17 protein-coding genes and 1 pseudogene are annotated in these 17,032 nt (G+C 66.4%); 11 read left to right on the top strand and 7 right to left on the bottom strand.

Annotated features, from left to right (window positions below; genetic code table 11):
• Positions 1-129 precede the first annotated feature (129 nt).
• The 4 genes from ACNR9W_RS00965 to ACNR9W_RS00950 are packed head-to-tail and all read left to right on the top strand — an operon-like array spanning position 130 to position 3,894.
• Entirely contained in the window at positions 130-1,140 is a 1,011-nt protein-coding gene (locus tag ACNR9W_RS00965) for an ABC transporter substrate-binding protein (protein WP_419268695.1), read from the top strand.
• Positions 1,137-2,177, top strand: a complete 1,041-nt coding sequence (locus ACNR9W_RS00960) for a FecCD family ABC transporter permease (RefSeq protein ID WP_419268694.1) — start codon at positions 1,137-1,139, stop codon at positions 2,175-2,177. Before ACNR9W_RS00965 ends, ACNR9W_RS00960 begins: the two co-directional genes overlap by 4 nt.
• Complete coding sequence (locus ACNR9W_RS00955; RefSeq protein ID WP_419268693.1) at positions 2,174-2,938, top strand: ABC transporter ATP-binding protein; 765 nt, start codon at positions 2,174-2,176, stop codon at positions 2,936-2,938. The genes ACNR9W_RS00960 and ACNR9W_RS00955 overlap by 4 nt, the downstream gene beginning before the upstream one ends.
• Positions 2,935-3,894, top strand: coding sequence for a DMT family transporter (locus ACNR9W_RS00950; protein WP_419268692.1), 960 nt, complete (start codon positions 2,935-2,937; stop codon positions 3,892-3,894). The genes ACNR9W_RS00955 and ACNR9W_RS00950 overlap by 4 nt, the downstream gene beginning before the upstream one ends.
• A gap of 543 nt (positions 3,895-4,437) precedes the next feature.
• Here ACNR9W_RS00950 and ACNR9W_RS00945 read toward each other — a convergent pair.
• The 6 genes from ACNR9W_RS00945 to ACNR9W_RS00920 all read right to left on the bottom strand — a co-directional run bounded on the left by ACNR9W_RS00945 (position 4,438) and on the right by ACNR9W_RS00920 (position 10,382).
• Entirely contained in the window at positions 4,438-5,208 is a 771-nt protein-coding gene (locus ACNR9W_RS00945) for an ion transporter (RefSeq protein ID WP_419268691.1), read from the bottom strand.
• A gap of 256 nt (positions 5,209-5,464) precedes the next feature.
• A complete protein-coding gene (gene hydA, locus ACNR9W_RS00940) occupies positions 5,465-6,880 on the bottom strand; it encodes a dihydropyrimidinase (protein ID WP_419268690.1) in 1,416 nt (471 codons plus the stop codon).
• A complete protein-coding gene (locus ACNR9W_RS00935; protein WP_419268689.1) occupies positions 6,877-8,118 on the bottom strand; it encodes a cysteine desulfurase-like protein in 1,242 nt (413 codons plus the stop codon). Before ACNR9W_RS00935 ends, hydA begins: the two co-directional genes overlap by 4 nt.
• Positions 8,119-8,131: 13 nt before the next feature.
• Complete coding sequence (locus tag ACNR9W_RS00930) at positions 8,132-8,869, bottom strand: amino acid ABC transporter ATP-binding protein (protein ID WP_419268688.1); 738 nt, start codon at positions 8,867-8,869, stop codon at positions 8,132-8,134.
• A 1-nt stretch (position 8,870) separates the two neighbouring features.
• The gene (locus tag ACNR9W_RS00925; RefSeq protein WP_419268687.1) at positions 8,871-9,542 is read right to left on the bottom strand and encodes an amino acid ABC transporter permease; all 672 of its coding nucleotides are present in this window, start codon (positions 9,540-9,542) and stop codon (positions 8,871-8,873) included.
• A 45-nt stretch (positions 9,543-9,587) separates the two neighbouring features.
• Positions 9,588-10,382: a transporter substrate-binding domain-containing protein gene (locus ACNR9W_RS00920; protein ID WP_458478568.1), complete on the bottom strand. Its 795-nt coding sequence runs from the start codon at positions 10,380-10,382 to the stop codon at positions 9,588-9,590.
• A 143-nt stretch (positions 10,383-10,525) separates the two neighbouring features.
• On the opposite strand from ACNR9W_RS00920, the gene ACNR9W_RS00915 reads away from it, so the two are divergent.
• Complete coding sequence (locus ACNR9W_RS00915) at positions 10,526-11,212, top strand: FadR/GntR family transcriptional regulator (RefSeq protein ID WP_419268685.1); 687 nt, start codon at positions 10,526-10,528, stop codon at positions 11,210-11,212.
• 170 nt (positions 11,213-11,382) lie between these two features.
• Positions 11,383-11,697, top strand: a pseudogene (locus ACNR9W_RS00910) (L,D-transpeptidase); the annotation flags it as partial.
• Between the two features lie 33 nt (positions 11,698-11,730).
• Here the strand turns inward: ACNR9W_RS00910 and ACNR9W_RS00905 are convergent.
• Positions 11,731-12,045 carry an ArsR/SmtB family transcription factor gene (locus ACNR9W_RS00905; RefSeq protein WP_419268684.1) on the bottom strand — a complete coding sequence of 105 codons (315 nt, stop codon included), beginning with the start codon at positions 12,043-12,045 and terminating at the stop codon, positions 11,731-11,733.
• 89 nt (positions 12,046-12,134) lie between these two features.
• On the opposite strand from ACNR9W_RS00905, the gene ACNR9W_RS00900 reads away from it, so the two are divergent.
• The 5 genes from ACNR9W_RS00900 to ACNR9W_RS00880 are packed head-to-tail and all read left to right on the top strand — an operon-like array spanning position 12,135 to position 16,085.
• Complete coding sequence (locus tag ACNR9W_RS00900) at positions 12,135-12,590, top strand: YeeE/YedE family protein (protein ID WP_419268683.1); 456 nt, start codon at positions 12,135-12,137, stop codon at positions 12,588-12,590.
• Positions 12,591-12,592: 2 nt separating this feature from the next.
• Positions 12,593-13,033 (top strand): DUF6691 family protein, encoded by a 441-nt coding sequence (locus ACNR9W_RS00895; protein WP_419268681.1) that lies wholly within the window; start codon positions 12,593-12,595, stop codon positions 13,031-13,033.
• The gene (locus ACNR9W_RS00890; RefSeq protein ID WP_419268680.1) at positions 13,030-13,947 is read left to right on the top strand and encodes an MBL fold metallo-hydrolase; all 918 of its coding nucleotides are present in this window, start codon (positions 13,030-13,032) and stop codon (positions 13,945-13,947) included. Before ACNR9W_RS00895 ends, ACNR9W_RS00890 begins: the two co-directional genes overlap by 4 nt.
• Before the next feature lie 8 nt (positions 13,948-13,955).
• The gene (locus ACNR9W_RS00885) at positions 13,956-14,342 is read left to right on the top strand and encodes a rhodanese-like domain-containing protein (protein WP_458478567.1); all 387 of its coding nucleotides are present in this window, start codon (positions 13,956-13,958) and stop codon (positions 14,340-14,342) included.
• 3 nt (positions 14,343-14,345) lie between these two features.
• A complete protein-coding gene (locus ACNR9W_RS00880; protein WP_419268678.1) occupies positions 14,346-16,085 on the top strand; it encodes a SulP family inorganic anion transporter in 1,740 nt (579 codons plus the stop codon).
• Positions 16,086-17,032: the final 947 nt, after the last annotated feature.

Below are 17,032 nucleotides of genomic sequence, written 5' to 3'. Positions count from 1 at the left end.
GGCCCGCCCAAGCGGCGAAAAAGCCCCGCAGGCAGTTGTTCCGGCGATGTCCGACAGAAACGCTCTTGCGCTTGGGCAGGCGCAGGCTTAGGCAAATCCGACTTTCCTTGTCGGATTATGGACCCGAACATGTCGAACACACGCCTCGGGGCGCTCAGCTGTTTTTGCGCCGCCGCTCTCTGCAGCCCGCTGCAGGCCGAACAGACGACCTATCCCCTGACGGTCGAGAATTGCGGCCAGCAGGTCACCTTCCAGAAGGCGCCCGAACGCGCCGTGGCCCTGGGGCAGAACAGCGCCGAGATCCTGTTCCTGCTGGGGCTGGAGGACCGGATGGCGGCCACCGCCTTCTGGCCCAACGAGGTGCTGCCGGAACTGGAGGCTGCCAACAGCCAGGTCGAGGTGCTGACGGTCGAGTTTCCGACCCTGGAGGCCATCCTGTCCAAGCAGCCCGATTTCGTGCCGGCCATGCTGCTGACGCTGATGGGCCCCGACAGCAAGGTCGCCAAGCGCGCGGACTTTGAAGGCCTGGGCATCCCGACCTATATCTCGCCCAGTGCCTGCTCGACCGCGGTGGAGGGGACCGACGCCTATGGCAGCCGCGACAGCCTGTGGACGATGGACCTCCTCTACCAGGAGATCGAGGAGCTTGCGAAGATCTTTGACGTATCCGATCGGGGCGCGGCGCTGATCGACGACTTCAAGGCGCGCGAGGCGGCGCTGCGGGCCGAGTTCGGCGACCGCGAGGATCTGACCTTCCTCTTCTGGTTCTCCAGCCCCTCTCCGGCGGATGACGCCTATCTGGGCGGCGGCAACGGTCCCTCGGGCTACATCGCCGACATCCTGGGCGGCTCGAACGCGATCAAGACGGATGCAGAATGGCCGACGCTGGGCTGGGAAGGCATCATGGCCTCCGACCCCACCGTCTTCGTGGCGGCCCAGGTGGACCGCAACCGCTGGGACCTGGACCGGGCGGACAACAAGATCGCCTACCTGACTACGGACCCGACGGTCAGCCAGATGGAGGCCGTCAAGTCCGGCCGCATCGTCGTCATGAGCGGCGCGGCCATGAACCCCAGCATCCGGACGCTTTACGGCGCCGAGGAAGTCGCCGAACAGCTGAAGGCGCTCGACCTGCCGTGACAGGTGCGGCGGACAAGGAAGCGGGGGCGGGGTGGCTCGTCCTCTTCCTGGCGCTGGTCCTTGCGGCCCTCGCCCTCGCGGTCGCGCTGGCGACCGCGATCGGCGACTATCACATCGGGCTGGGGCACGTGGTCCTGGCCATCACCAACAGCCTGGGGCTGACCGGTGCCCCGATCCCGCCGGTCGAACAAAGCGTGGTCTGGGACCTGCGCCTCAGCCGGGCGCTGGTCGCCGCGCTGGCCGGGGCCGGACTGGCGATCTGCGGGGCGATCCTGCAGGCGCTGCTGCGCAACCCCCTGGCCGAACCCTTCGTGCTAGGCGTCTCGGCCGGGGCCTCGACGGGGGCGGTCTGCGTGATCGTGCTGGGCATCGGTGCGGGCGCGCTGTCGCTGTCGGTGGGGGCCTTCGTGGGCGCCTTTGCGGCCTTCGCGCTGGTTGCGGTGCTGTCGAACGGGGCAACCAGCGGGCCGAACCACACGATCCTGGCGGGCGTCGTCGCCTCGCAGCTGTTCAACGCGCTGACCTCCTATATCGTCACCACCTCGGGCAATGCCCAGCAGGCGCGGGACGTGATGTTCTGGCTGCTGGGCAGCTTCGGCGGCGTGCGCTGGCCGGACTTCCAGCTGCTGATCGCGGTGGTGGTGCTGGGCCTGGCGATCTGCCTGTGGATGGCGCGGACGCTGGACGCCTTCACCTTCGGGGACGAGGATGCCGCGGCCCTGGGCGTGCCGGTGGCCCGCATCCGGCTGATCCTGTTCGGGGTCACGGCGATGATGACGGCCACCATCGTCAGCATGGTGGGGGCGATCGGCTTCGTAGGTCTGGTCGTGCCCCATGCGGTGCGCCATGTCGTGGGCCCCATGCACCTGCGCCTGCTGCCCGCCTGCGCGGCGGTGGGGGCGGTCTTCATGGTGCTGGCCGACATCGCCTCGCGCGTGGTGGTCGCCCAGCAGACGGTGCCCATCGGGGTCGTCACCGCGCTGGTGGGCGTGCCCTTCTTTGCCCTCATCCTCTATCGCTCGCGGCCGCAGACATGACCGTGCTGGCCCGGAACCTGGTCTGGGGCGTGCGCCGCCGGACCATCGTCGACGGCGTCTCGCTCGACGTGCGCCAGGGCGAGACGCTGGGCCTGATCGGGCCGAACGGGTCGGGCAAGTCCTCGCTGCTGCGGCTGCTGTCGGGGCTGAAGCGGCCCCAGTCGGGCCGGGTCGAGATCAACGGCCAGGACATCGCCGCCGTGCCCCGCCGCGTGCTGGCGCGGCAACTGGCCTTCGTTCAGCAGAATGCCGCGACGGATACCAATGTCTCGGTCCGGGACGTGGTGCGGCTGGGGCGCACGCCGCACCGTTCGGCGCTGTCCGGATGGTCGGCCGCGGACGAGGCCGCAGTCACGTCCGCGCTGGCTTCGGTGGACATGACCGGCCGCCGCGGCCAGCCCTGGCAGACGCTGTCGGGGGGCGAACGCCAGCGAGTCCATATCGCCCGCGCGCTGGCGCAGGCGCCGCGGGTGATGTTCCTGGACGAGCCCACCAACCACCTCGACATCCATCACCAGATCGAGATCCTGCGCATGGTCCGCGACCTGGACCTGACCAGCATCGTGGCGCTGCACGACCTCAACCTGGCCGCGATGTTCTGCGACCGGATCGTGGTCCTGACCGCCGGCGCCGTGGTCGCCTGCGGCGCCCCCGAGGAGGTGCTGACCCAGGCCCTGCTGCGCGACGTCTTCCGGGTCGAGGCCGAGGTCGTGCCGACCCAGGGCTCGACCCGCCCCCATATCCGCTTTCGGACCGAATGAGGCTGGCGCGGGACCGCGCCGCGCTGCCGATAACGGCCGAGCGCCTGGGCATCCTGTTGCGCATTGCATCGACCCTGGCCTTTGCCGCGATGAGCGCCTGCATCAAGGGGCTGGGCGATACTGTCCCGCTGGGGCAGGTGGTCTTTTTCCGCTCGGCGCTGGCGCTGCTGCCGCTGGTGATCTTCCTGGCCTGGAGCGGCGATTTTCCCCACGGCCTGGCGACGCGGCGACCCTTTGGCCATGTCGCGCGCTGCCTGTTGGGGGCCGTGGCGATGTTCACCTCCTTCGCGACGATCCGCCTTCTTCCGCTGGCCGAGGCGGCCATGCTGTCCTATCTGGCACCGGTAATGCTGGCCCTGCTGGGCTGGGCGCTTCTGGGCGAAGCTTTGGGTCCGCGCAGGGTGGCAGGGCTGCTTCTGGGCCTCGCCGGGGGCGCGGCCTTCTGCCTGCCCGCCTTCTCTGACCGCCTTGATCCCGGCGCCCTGGCGGGGATCGTGCTGGGCCTCACGACCGCCGCCCTGACCGCCGGGGCGCTGATCCAGGTCCGGCGCCTGACCCTGGCCAATGAACGTCCCGGCGCCATCGCCTTCTGGTTCGCCGTTGTCTCGGCCCTCGCGGGCGCAGCGACGCTGCCCTTGGGCTGGGTCCGGCCCGACGCCGCGCAGGCGGCACTGCTGGTGGGCGCGGGCCTTGCCGGGGGGGCCGCGCATATCCTGATGACGCTGTCCTTCCGCCATGCCGAGGCCGCCGCGCTGGCCCCCTTCGAATACCTCACGATCCTCTGGGCCGCCGCCGCGGGACTGGCCTTCTTCAACGAGCTTACCGGATGGTCCTTCCTGCTGGCCGCCCCTCTGATCCTCGCAGGGTCGTGGATCTCGTCGCAGAAAGGCGCAGGACGGTGGCGCAGGGGCCGTCAGAAAGACACCACAGCCGTCGGAGGGGACGGGGCGGCTTAGCCGCCGACGCGAAGCAACGGCTCCCTCAGAGGGAACGACCGCCAGCTAGCCACCACCGGCCCGTCCACAGCCAAAGGCGAAGGCGAAGGCGAAGGCGAAGGCGAAGATTGAAACCCCTACATTCGTCGATCCGCCACCCGCCGTCGGGATCTCCCGGTGATCATGGCGGACACCTTGGAACTAAGGTGCCGATATTCCCGGACAGAGGCCAAAGCCGAGACCCACAGTCGTCAATCGGCCTTCGGGTGTTCCTGCTTCCAGAGATCCGCGTCGGAACCGTCACGGGGCAGCCACTCAGTGCCGGCCGCGCCATGCGGAGCGGACGCGTGGCGGCAGGACCGGGCGTGCCTGCCGTGCACGGGCATTTAGCCCTGCAGGTGTTGCCACTTCCTGAAACAGCCTGGCGAGGAGCCGCGCGTCAACTCATCCAAGCAGGCGGCATTTTCCTGCCACACTGGATGGAACCCGCTTTGCCCGTTCGGAGCGGATGATGCGCCGCCGTCTGTCAGGCTTCTCGTGGGACCGGCGAGTGCTAGACCCTTTTCAGTAGACGCCTTCCGTGGCGATGTTGATCGTCGTGCCGCAGTGCTTGCAATGCACCGCATCAGGATCATGCAGCATGAGGCCGCAGATCTGGCATGGCTGGCGAACCTTTCGCGGCCTGAAGATCACCTGGGCCAGACGCAGGAAGAGCGTCACCCCGATGATCATCACGCCGACCGAGATCAGCCGTCCGAACGTCCCCTCCAGAAGAATGTCTCCGTAGCCGGTGGTCGTGAGAGTGGTCACGGTGAAATAAAGTGCGTCCACATAGTTGTCGATTTCAGGATTGGACCGGTGCTGGGTGGCGTAGATGAGGCCGGTCATGACGAAGATGAAGACGCCGAGGTTGATGGCCGCGATCAGCACCGGCTCCTTCTGGCGAAAGAAGGGGAGGTCCGCTCTCAGGCGATCGAGCAGCTGATAGGCATGCAAAAGCCGCAGCGTGCGCAGGACCCGGAGGAAGCCTGCGTCGCCCCCCGCAATCGAGACCAGGAAGGATGCCACCGCAACCAGGTCAGCCAGCGTGATCGGGTTCACCAGAAACCGCCACTTCTGCTGACTGACCACCAGCCGCGCGCAGAAATCGGCGAGGATGAGCACCCCGAGAATGATGTCGATGACGGGAACAAGCCCGCCATGAGAGGTGAAGGAGGTGGCTATGACATAGAGGATGGTCCCGATGTCAAAGCACAGCAGACCATAGCGAAACTGATGGGCGTGGGCGCCCTCGCCCTCGTAAAGGTCCCGTAGCTTGTTGACCCATTCTTGCATCCAGCAGATCCTCGGCGCTCCTAGCGAGGCGAGCTTGTCATATCGGGCGCCGGGCGTCGATCCTTCCCCCTGCCCCAAACATTCGATCCGTTCCGCGGGACGAAACTTGCGCATGCGATCTCGCTGCAGAAGGCGCTTGGGAGCAGTTCGGGGTGATTGCACAGGGGAGGCGCCTTGCGCTCGATTGGCCGGCATGGGCTTGGGAGGAACACCTGGAATATCGACCTTGAGCCAAGCCAAGCCTGACCGCCGGAGATCACGTGCCTCGGGAGTAGACCTCGCTGGCGGCACGGTTCAGCTCTTGACCCGTTGCGTCGTGGCCCACATCCCCCTCCAGCGCGATCGTACGCCCGCGAAGGATCGTCCGGACCGGCCAGCCCCTGATATGCATCCCCTCATAGGGGGTGTAATCGCAAGCGTGGTGCAGGTCGGCCTGGCGGATCGGCCGGGTCAGGTTCGGGTCCCAGAGCGTCAGGTCCGCATCGGCACCGATCGCGATGCTGCCCTTCTGCGGATAAAGGCCGTAAAGCCGCGCGGGGTTGGTCGAGGTCAGCGCCACGAAACGCTGCAGGCTGATGCGGCCCTTGCCGACACCCTCGGAAAAGAGGATCGGCAGGCGCGTCTCGACGCCGGGGATGCCGTTCGGGACCCATCTGAAGGAGGTGCGGGCGCGGGGATTGTCCTTGCTGGCCTCGCCTTCAAAGCGGAAAGGGCAGTGGTCGGACGAGAAGATGTCGAAGGTCCCGTCCTGCAGCCCCTGCCAGATCGCCGCCTGGCTGGCTGCGTCCCGGGGCGGGGGCGAGCAGACATATTTGGCACCCTCGAAATCCATGTCGAGTCCGCGCAGGTCGTCGGCCGTCAGGGCGATGTATTGCGGACAGGTTTCCGCAAAGACCCTGAGGCCGCGCGCGCGGGCCCACTGGATCTGCTCCATCGGCTCGCGCCCGGAGACATGGACGATCACGATCGGCACGTCGATCAGCTGCGCGTGGCTGATGGCGCGATGCGTCGCCTCGCGCTCGGCGATCTGGGCATGGGCCTCGGCATGGTAGTAGGGCGCCGTGTGACCCTCGGCCTCCAGACGCCGGGTCAGGTGCTTGATGGCGTCATGGCCCTCGGCATGAACCATGACCAGCGCGCGCTCGCGGCGGGCGACCTCGAAGACGTCCAGAAGCTGGGCGTCGTTCAGGACCAGGTCATCATAGGTCATGAAGACCTTGAACGAGGTATAGCCGTCGCGCACCAGGGCCGGCAGCTCCTGCCCAAGCACCTGTGGCGTCGGGTCGCTGACGATCAGGTGGAAGGCGACGTCGGTATGGCACTGACCGGCGGCCTTGCGGCGATAGTCCTCGACGCAGGCGCGCAGCGACTGGCCCTTGATCTGCAGCGCGAACGGCAGAACCGTCGTGTTGCCGCCCGCCGCGGCCGAGCGCGTCCCGCTGGCGAAGCCGTCGGCCATCACCGTGCCGTCCGATGTCGGCTGATCCAGATGCACATGGGCATCGATCCCGCCCGGCAGGACCAGAAGCCCCGTCGCGTCGATGCTGTCGGCCCCGCTGAGGCCCAGGCCGATCTGGGCAATGCGCCCGTCCTTGATGCCGATATCGGCGGCATAGCTGTCGGCCGCGGTGACGATCGTGCCGCCCGTGATGACCAGGTCCAGGCCGCTCATGCCGCCTCTCGTGCCACGATCCGGGCCAGCGCCTCGGTAAGCCGGTCCACCTGTTCCAGGGTGTTGTAATGGACCATGGACACGCGAAGGACACCGCCGCCATGATCCTCACCCAGATGTTCGACCAGCCGGCGCGAGTGGAAATCCCCGAACCGCATGGCAATGCCATGGTCGTCCATCGCGCGGGCAACGGCGCCCGAATCGATGCCATCGAACTTGAAGGCGATGGTGGGTACGCGCGTGCTGGCATGGTTCGCCGCCTCGCCGATGATGCGGCAGTCGTTGCGGGCCGACAGCCAGGTCAGAAGCCGATCCGTCAGCGCATCCTCCTGCGCGGTGATCAGGTCGAAGGCGGCGGCCACCAATGCGCGGTTGTCGCCCGTGGCCCCGTGATGCCGGGCGAGGCCGGTCAGGTAGGCCAGGATGCCGTCGGTGGCATAAGCGGCCTCATAGCTGGGGTTGCCGGGCTCCAGCTTGGCCGAGACCTTATCCTTGCCGTAAAAGTAATGGTACAGCCCGTCCAGTTCGGCCAGCAGCTGATGTTTTCCGTACATCAGCGCGCCGTGAGGACCATAGGCCTTGTAGAGGCTGAAGACATAGTAGTCGACATCCCAGGCCTGCACGTCGATCAGCCGGTGCGGCGCATAGGCGACCGCATCGACGCAGATCCGCGCGCCGCGGTCATGGACAAAGCGGGCGAAATCGGCGACCGGATGCACCTTGCCCAGGATGTTCGAGACATGCGTGACGCAGACCAGGCGCGTGCGGTCGGTCATCAGCGGCGCAAGGTCGGCCAGTTGCAGGCCCATCGTCTCCGCGTTCAGCGGCCAGACCTTGATGGTGACCCCGAACTCCTCCAGCCGCCGCCAAGGGCCGATGTTGCTCTCGTGGTCGGCCATGGTCACGATCACCTCGTCGCCCGGCGCGAACTGGTGGCGCATCGCCTGCATCAGGTTGCCCATCAGCACCGTGGTCGATGGGCCAAAGACGATCTCCTCGGGGCGGGCGGCGTTCACCAGCGTCGCCGCCGCCTGCCGCCCTGCCATCAGCGCATCGGCGGCGGCCTGCGACAAGGCATAGCTGCCGCCGATCTGGACGTTCCTGTGGGTCAGGAACTCGACCATGCGGTCCAGCGCGGGCCGGGCGATCTGCGCGCCGCCGGCATTGTCGAAGAACACCCAGTCGGATTGAAGGCCGGGAAACTGGGCCTGCACATAGGCCATGTCGAGCTGTGTCATCGAATGTCTTTCATCAGTGGTTCAGCACGGCGCCCAGGAAATTGCGCGTGCGCGGTTCTTGCGGATCGGACAACACCTGCGCGGGCGGTCCCTGCTCGACGACCTGGCCCGCATCCATGAAGATGACGCGGTCGGCCACCTGGGACGCAAAGCCCATCTCATGCGTGACGACGATCATGGTGACGCCGGTGCGGGCCAGGTCGCGCATCACGTCCAGCACCTCGCCCACCATCTCGGGGTCCAGCGCGCTGGTCGGTTCGTCGAACAGCATCACCTGCGGCTCCATCGCCAGGGCGCGGGCGATGGCGACGCGCTGCTGCTGCCCGCCGGACAGATGCTCGGGATATTTGTCGGCCTGGTTGCCGATGCCCACCCGGGCCAGCAGGCGGTCGGCCTGGGCCGCCGCATCCGCGCGGCCGGTGCCACGCACGCGGCGCGGGGCCAGCATGACGTTCTCGCGCACGGTCAGGTGCGGGAACAGGTTGAAGGACTGGAAGACCATCCCGACCTCGGCGCGGACCTTGGCCAGCGCCCGCCCCGAGGTGACGGGCGTGCCATCCACCCGGATCTCGCTCCCCTCGGAAAAGCCCTCCAGCCGGTTGATGCAGCGGATCAAGGTCGACTTGCCCGAGCCCGAGGGGCCGATGATGCAGACGACCTCGCCCTTGGCGACGTCCAGGTCGATGCCCTTCAGCGCCTCGAAGATGCCATAGGATTTCCGCAGGTTGCGGATGCTGACGAAGCCCGCCATCTCAGCGCCTCCTTGCCGTAAAACGGCGTTCCATGCGGGACACCAGCGCAACCAGCGGCCAGAGGAAGGCAACATAGATCGCCGCCGCCACGATCAGCGGCGTGGGGTTCGCCGCCAGGGCCTGCGCCTGCGTCGCCTGTTTCAGCAGGTCCGGCATCGCCACGACCGAGGCCAGCGCCGTGTCCTTGACCACGTTGATCGAGTTGTTCGTCAGCGGCGGAATGACGATCCGGACCGCCTGCGGCAGGATCACGTCGGCCATCGTCTGCCGTCCGCTGAGACCCAGGGCGGCTGACGCTTCAAACTGGCCCTTGGGGATCGCTTCGATCCCGGCCCGGAAGATCTCGGCCGTATAGGCGCCCGAAACCAGCGTCAGCGCGGCCATGGCGGAGGCGAAGGGCGACAGCCGAAGACCCACGAAGGGAAGGGCGTAATAGACGATGATCAGCAGCACCAGCAACGGGATCGAGCGAAAGATGTCGATGTAGATCCGGGTCAGGAAACGGATCGGCGCCGGGGAATACAGCCGGGCCATCGCAAGGCCGAGGCCCAGCACCAGGCCGGCAACGATGCTGGCCGCGCCCAGCTGCAGCGTGATCCACAGGCCCTGCAGCAACAGCGGGAAGGTCCGCCGCATGACCTCGGCGTTCAGGAAGGTCTCGAAAATGTCCATGAGTGTCCTTTCGGGCCCGGGCATGACCCGGACCCGTGCTTCGGATCAGTCCAGCGACGGCATCGGCAGAACGGTGACCGTCGACGAACCCTCGTCGGGCGCGACGCCGAACCATTTTTCATGCAGTTCGGCCAGAACGCCCTCGGTCTTCAGGTCGTCCAGAACGGCATTCACCTGCGTCGCCAGCTCGGCGTCCTTGGCGAACATCATCGAATATTTCTCGCCCGTCGGGATGCGCTCGACGACTGCAAGGTTCGGCTTGTCCACAACGTAATACTGCAGCGCCGGAATGTCCGAGATGTAGCCGTCAAGCCGCCCTGCGGTCAGGTCCAGCATGGCGGGGGCGAGACCCTCGTAGCGCCGGATCTCGGCAAAGCCGTATTTCTCCTGATTTTCACTGGCCCACATGTCGCCGGTCGAACCGGTATCGACGCCGACGACCTTGCCCTCCATCTCCTCCAGCGATTTGGGACCATCGGCCAGTGCCGTCAGCGATTGATCGCTGTCATAGTAAGGCTGGGCAAAGCTGACCGATTGCAGGCGCTCGTCGGTGATGGTGATCGATGAGGTGGCGATGTCGATGCGTCCCGACTGGACTGCCGAGAAAAGCCCGTTAAAGGGGATGTTCACCGTCTCGACCTCGGCGCCCATGCGCTCGGCCACCGCGGCGACTAGGTCGATCTCGAAGCCGACGAACTCTCCGGTCTCGTCCTGAAATTCCCACGGCACATTGCCGATGTTGGCTCCGACCGTCAGCGTCTCCTGTGCCGCCACCGACCAGGCGGACGCCGCCAGTGCCATTGCCGCCGTGATCGCAACGCGCATCCCATCTCCGAACATCTGAAGCTCCCCGTTGTTGTTATTCGATTGACCGGCCAAACCGGTCTGACCAGTATCAGCATGGGTCGCACGGCATTGCAATGGCGTTGACAGGCCCCTGCGATGCGCGAAGAAGACTGCCAACAAGAGAGGCAAGACTGGTGATGTGGGACAAGGGACCCGTGGCGCAGGGCGTGGCAAGCCGGCTGCAAGGGATGATCCGCTCGGGTGAACTCAAGGCGGGGGACAAGCTGCCCTCGCAGCGCGTTCTGTCCGAACAGTTGCGCGTCTCGCGCCCGACCTTGCGCGAGGCGCTTCTGACGCTGGAGACGCTTGGCCTGATCCAGACCCTCCCCGCTCGAGGGACCTTCGTGCTCGACCGGGACCGGCCGCAGGCGCGCCCGACATGGCGCTATGACGACGCCCATGACCTTGCAGATGTCTTCCACACGCGCATGCTGATCGAGGGTGAAATCTGCGCCCTGGCGGCCCGCGGGATCAGCGATGAAACGCTGAACGCCCTGAATGCAGCGGCCGAGACCTTCGAGCGGGCATGGCATGACGGCGACCTCGTCGGCCATGTCGCGGCCGACCTGGCGCTGCACCAGGGCATCGCCGATGCCTGCCCGAACCGGATGCTGGCGGGCATTTATGCGGGCATGCAGCACTTGCTGAGCGAGACGCAGCGCCAGCCCATTCCGAATACCGATCCCGACCGCATGCGCCAGTCCATCGCCGAACATCAAGGCATCCTGAAGGCATTGGAAACGCGCAATCCCATTGCGGCGCGCGCGGCCATGCTGTCTCACATCCAGAACACCGCCCGCTGTGCCGGCGTTCTTCTGGACTGAGACAGTTTTTTCCTGTGTGCGGCTTCCCCTGCACCCCATCCCCTACAAGGCGACTGTGCACTTGGCTTCGGTCACCGACCATGGCCCGCACCCCCGTTGATATTGGCGATGGTGAAAACTCGCCAGAGTTCGCCATCGATCAGGGTCGTGGTGGAGCCCTCCTCCTCGAAACGGTCCCCATCTCGGATGAGCTGACCAAGCGCGGTCACACCCAGATCGTGCGCAAGAAGGAGGGTCCCAGCTGGACGCCCACCGCCTCGATGATGGAGCGGTTCCCCCATTACCGCCCGATGGGCCCCGGGCCGGACAATCCGCTGGGCACGCATGCCATGTATTTGTTCTGGCCCGCCTACCTGATCCACGGCACCCATGACACGCGCAAGATCGGCCGCCTGTCCTCGGACGGCTGCATCGGTCTCTACAACGAGAAGATCGAGGAGTTGTTCGGCATGTGCCCCGTCGGCACCCAGGTCCGGATCATCTGACGGACAGCGACAGGGGCGGGATCTCGGGCCGCGTCAGATGTCCTTGCAGAAGGCCTCGTAGAGGGCGGCCATCAGGACGGAGATGTCGGGATCGCTGATCCGGTAATGGATGGTCTGGCTCTCGCGGCGGGTGTCGACCATGCCGGCCTCGCGCAGCTTGGCCAGATGCTGGCTCAGGGCCGACTGGCTCAGGCCCACCGCCTGCTGCAGCGCCCCGACCGAGCGTTCGCCCTGGGCCAGCTGGCACAGGATCAACAGGCGCTTGGCATTGGCGACCAGGGCCAGCCGGCCGGCGACATGATCGGCGCGCTCTTGCAGGACCTGGGAAGCCTGGTCGTCCAGTTTCATTATATTAGCCTTGACTGATTTAGATACAGTTAATATATAGCTGGTCAGACGCGGCAGGGCAAGTGCCGCAACTTACATGGGGAACCGCGATGGAGATGGACGCGCAGACCGCATTCACGCCCTGGGCCTCGCTTGGCGGCGGGGTGCTGATCGGGCTCAGTGCAGTGATGGTCATGAGGATCTTCGGGCGCATCGCCGGGATCGCCGGGATCACCACCGGCGCGCTTGGCGGCATCGTGCCGCTGCGGGGCGCGGGCAGCGACCGCGACTGGCGGTGGGCCTTCCTGCTGGGACTGCTGGCGGCACCGCTGGTCCTCCTGGCGGTCGGCGGCGCCGTCACGCAGACCGTCCCGCAGAACCTGGCCGCGATGGCAGTGGCCGGTCTTCTGGTCGGCACGGGCACCGCGCTCGGCTCGGGCTGCACCTCGGGGCACGGGGTCTGCGGGCTGGCGCGGCTGTCCGGCCGGTCCCTCGCGGCGGTGGCGACCTTCATGGGCGCGGGCTTTGCAACCGTCTTTCTTCTGCGCCACGTCATCGGAGGCTGAACATGCGCATCCTGTGGGGCTTTCTCAGCGGGCTGGTCTTCGGACTGGGACTGGTGATCTCGGGCATGGCCGATCCGGCCAAGGTCCTGAACTTCCTCGACCTCGCGGGCAGCTGGGACCCCAGCCTGGCCTTCGTGATGGGCGGGGCCACCGTCACCGCCTTCATCGGCTACCGCCTGGTCTGGCGGCGCCCGGCGCCGGTCCTGGACCAGACCTTCGACATCCCCCGAAACCGCAGCATCGACCGGCCGCTGCTCACCGGCGCGGCCTTGTTCGGGATCGGGTGGGGGATCGGCGGCTTTTGTCCCGGCCCGGCCTGGACCGCACTTCCCCTGCTGGCACCGGGAACGCTGATCTTCGTGCCGATGATGCTGGTGGGGCTGTGGATCGGCGGCCGGATCAAGGCCGCGGGACTTCTTGACGCGAAAGGAACAGCAACATGAGCATCTCGAAACTGACCCAGCCGGTCGTGCGCCATTCGCCCTCACGCGGACCGGGCAGCCCCGATGTCTGGGGCATCTACGAGCCGGACACCGGGTCGATCCAGTACATCTGCGCCGACCCCGCCACCCGAAAGGCTGCGCTGATCGACGTGGTCTGGAACCTGGACGTCCAGCACTATCGCTTTTCCACCGACAGCATGGACCAGGTGCTGGACCTGGTGCGGCAGAACGGCCTGAGCGTCGAATGGGTCCTGGACACGCATCCGCATGCCGACCATGTCATGGCCTCGGCGCTGCTGAAAGAGCGGACCGGCGCGCCCACCGCCATCGGAGAGAAGGCCCCGGACATCGCCCGCATCTGGGCGGGCCTCTACAACCTGCCGGATGCCTTCGACCCGGCACGCGACTTCGACCGGCTGTTCGCGGCGGGCGAGACCTTCCGCATCGGTGACCTGGAGGTCCGGGTGATGCTGTCGCCGGGCCACACGCTCGGCTCGATCACCTATGTCTGCGGCGACGCGGCCTTCACCCATGACACGCTGATGCAGCCCGATGTCGGCACCTCGCGCGCGGACTTTCCCGGCGGCACCACCGAGGAATTGTGGGACTCGATCCAGGAGATCCTGGCCCTGCAGGGCGAGACGCGCCTTTTCGTCGGCCACGACTATGGCACCGATGACCGGAACGAGCCGCAATGGGAGGCCACCGTCGCCCAGCACCGCGCCACCAACCGGCACGTCAAGGACGGCACAAAGCGCGAGGACTGGATCAGGCTGCGCAACGACCGCGACGCGACCCTGGCCCTGCCCGACCGCATCCTGGCCGCGCTGCAGATCAACCTGCGCGGCGGCCGCCTGCCCCCGGCCGAAAACGACGGCCAGCACTACCTGAAGATCCCCGTCAACAAATTCTGAGGAGACCCATGATGACCATGACCATGAAAGAGCTTGTCGAGGATGCCCGCCGCCGCGTGACGGCGATCTCTCCTGCGGATGCCGCAGGGGCAGCCGAAAAAGGGGACCTGGTTCTGGACGTGCGCGAACCGGCGGAACTGGACAGCGACGGTCGCGTGCCGGGCGCGCTGCATGTGCCGCGCGGCATTCTGGAAACCCGTGCCGATGCCACCGCCGCAACCGCGGTGCCGGAACTGACCGGCCTGTGCGGCCAGGGCCGGGTGCATGTGCTCTGCGCGTCGGGCGGGCGCGCGGCGCTGGCCGCCGATACGCTGCGGTCCATGGGCTATGACGCCACCCTGATCGAGGGCGGGCTGGCCGCCTGGAAGGCCAACGGCCTTCCTGTCGAGGGCTGAGGCATGGCCGGGCTGAGGCACTACCTGCCCATCCTGAACTGGGGGCGTGCCTATGACCGGCACGCCTTTCTCAGCGACGGGATGGCGGCGGTGATCGTGACGATCATGCTGATCCCTCAGTCGCTGGCCTATGCCATGCTTGCCGGCCTGCCGCCGGTCATGGGTCTTTATGCCTCGATTCTGCCGCTGGTCGTCTATGCCCTGTTCGGCAGCAGCCGCACCCTGTCGGTGGGGCCCGTGGCGGTCGTCTCGCTTCTGACCGCCACGGCTGCCGGCAGCGTCGCTTCGCCCGGCAGCCCGGAATATATCGCAGCCGTACTGGTGCTGGCGCTTCTGTCGGGCCTCATCCTGCTGGTGATGGGGATCTTCCGCCTCGGGTTCGTGGCGAACCTGCTGTCGCATCCGGTCATCTCGGGCTTCATCACCGCGTCCAGCCTGCTGATCGCCGCCAGCCAGTTGAAGCACATCCTGGGGACGCAGGCGCAGGGACATACCCTGGTCGAGCTGACCCCCTCGCTGGTCGGCGGCTTGGGCGACACGCATCTGCCGACGCTGGCGATCGGGGCTGCGGCGACGGCGTTCCTGTTCTGGGCGCGCAGATCGCTGGCGCCGACGCTTCGCGTTCTGAACGTCCCGCCGGGGATCGCGGGCGTGCTGTCGCGGACGGGCCCTGTGATGGTCGTCATCGCCTCGATCCTGGTTGTCATGGGGTTCGACCTAGGCGCAAGGGGAGTGGCCGTGGTGGGGGACATTCCCCGGGGCCTGCCGCCCCTGTCGATGCCGGTGCTGGACCTGTCGCTGTGGATCGCCCTTTTTCCGGCCGCTACCCTGATCGCCCTGATCGGCTTCGTCGAATCGGTGTCGGTGGCGCAGACTCTGGCCGCCAAGCGGCGCCAGTCCATCAGCCCGGACCAGGAACTGATCGGTCTGGGCATGGCCAACCTCGCGGCGGCCTTTTCCAGCGGCTATCCGGTCACCGGCGGCTTTGCGCGTTCGGTGGTCAACTTCGACGCTGGCGCCCAGACCCCGGCCGCCGGGGCCTTCACCGCCATCGGCATCGCGCTGGCCTCGCTGTTCCTGACGCCGCTGCTGTTTCACCTGCCCATCGCGGTCCTGGCCGCCACCATCATCGTGGCCGTGCTGAGCTTGGCGGATTTCGGCGCGCTGGCCCGCACCTGGCGATATTCCCACGCGGATTTCGCGGCCTTGGCCGCGACGCTGCTGGTGACCTTGGGGCGCGGGGTGGAAAGCGGCATCATCGCCGGCGTCGCCGTCTCGGTCCTGCTGCACCTCTGGGCGACGTCGCGCCCCCATGTCGCGGTGATCGGCCAGGTGCCGGGCACGCAGCACTTTCGTAACGTGCGGCGCCACGACGTGGTCTGCATGCCCGATGTCCTGGGATTGCGGATCGACGAAAGCCTGTTCTTTGCCAATGCCCGCGCCATCGAGAACGTCATCCAGCAGGAGGTGGCGGCGCGTCCGGAGCTGCGCCACGTCGTCCTGAACTGCGCGGCCGTCAACAGCATCGATGCCAGCGCCCTGGAAAGCCTGGAACTGGTCATGCATCGCCTGGATGACGCGGGCATCCGCCTGCACCTGTCCGAGGTCAAGGGCCCCGTCATGGACCGCCTGAAGCGCAGCGACTTTCTCCATCACCTCACGGGTGACGTGTTCCTGTCGCACTACCGGGCTCTTGAGGCGCTTGCGCCCAGCATGACGCGCAGGCCTCAGGCTATTGTGTGATCGACGGGCGGGATGACCAAGCTGCCGAATGACCGCCATGAGAGCCGGCCTTGATGCTTCACGAGCGCGGCCTTTTCAAAGACAAAAACGGGTGTGGGTTCTTTGGGTCGAAGCGATGGCAAACGCTGAACGGCTGCTTCAGTCATCTTGACAAACCGGGATGACGCCCTTGGGAGATTCAGTTATCTCTTCCCGAGAGCGAAGGCACTACCGGAAAAGGCATAACTATCTGCCACTTAACAACAAAATGGCAGAGGTCAGATAGTCCTGCCTTCGGCCAGTTAAAAAACTGCGTCAAAACAATAGGGCCTATCTCCTATGCAAAGGTGGGGTTGCCTTCCCTGTCACGTAGGTTTGCCTCTGATGGGCCACAGCCCAATCTTCGCCCTGTGTTTTGATCCAGTCTGACATGTCGTGGCGCTCCTTCCTGCGTCCGCCAGTGGCGCAGCCATCCCTGTTTTTTGCTTTGGATAACCCCGTGTCATCCGAAGGGCAAAGCAGGGTGGGCGCAGCCCGACCTGCGGCCGGACGGTGATCGGACACACGGGGCCGGAGCGGTGAAATTGGGAGGGACCCACGCCTTGGCGTGGGAGGAACCGGATTTCTCCGTGGAGGCTGACGCGCAGCGGCACCAGCGCCCGTATTCGGATCACCGCCTGGATGGCAGGCGGACAAAGGAAATGAAGAATCGTCAGTCGTGCTAGAGCGAAGCGGAGGCGCGGCTGTCTTCTGGATCAGCGATCGCGGCGTCCGCGATCACCATATCTCTGAAAAGCAGCCTCTCGGCGGCTTGGTAGCATCAATGCAATGAGCTCTTTACCGAATTTCATACGAGCTGCGGAATGAGAGCCCCTTTCGCAAGCGCGGCAATCATGATTGGCCCAAAGCCGACCTTCGTGCCAGGCGCGACGGCTGGCCGGCGCCAGCCCGAAGTAGATAGTCGACGC

This window comes from Paracoccus sp. T5 (assembly GCF_048538155.2).
In the GTDB taxonomy this organism is placed as follows: domain Bacteria; phylum Pseudomonadota; class Alphaproteobacteria; order Rhodobacterales; family Rhodobacteraceae; genus Paracoccus.
This window is presented reverse-complemented; position numbering and strand designations above follow the sequence as displayed.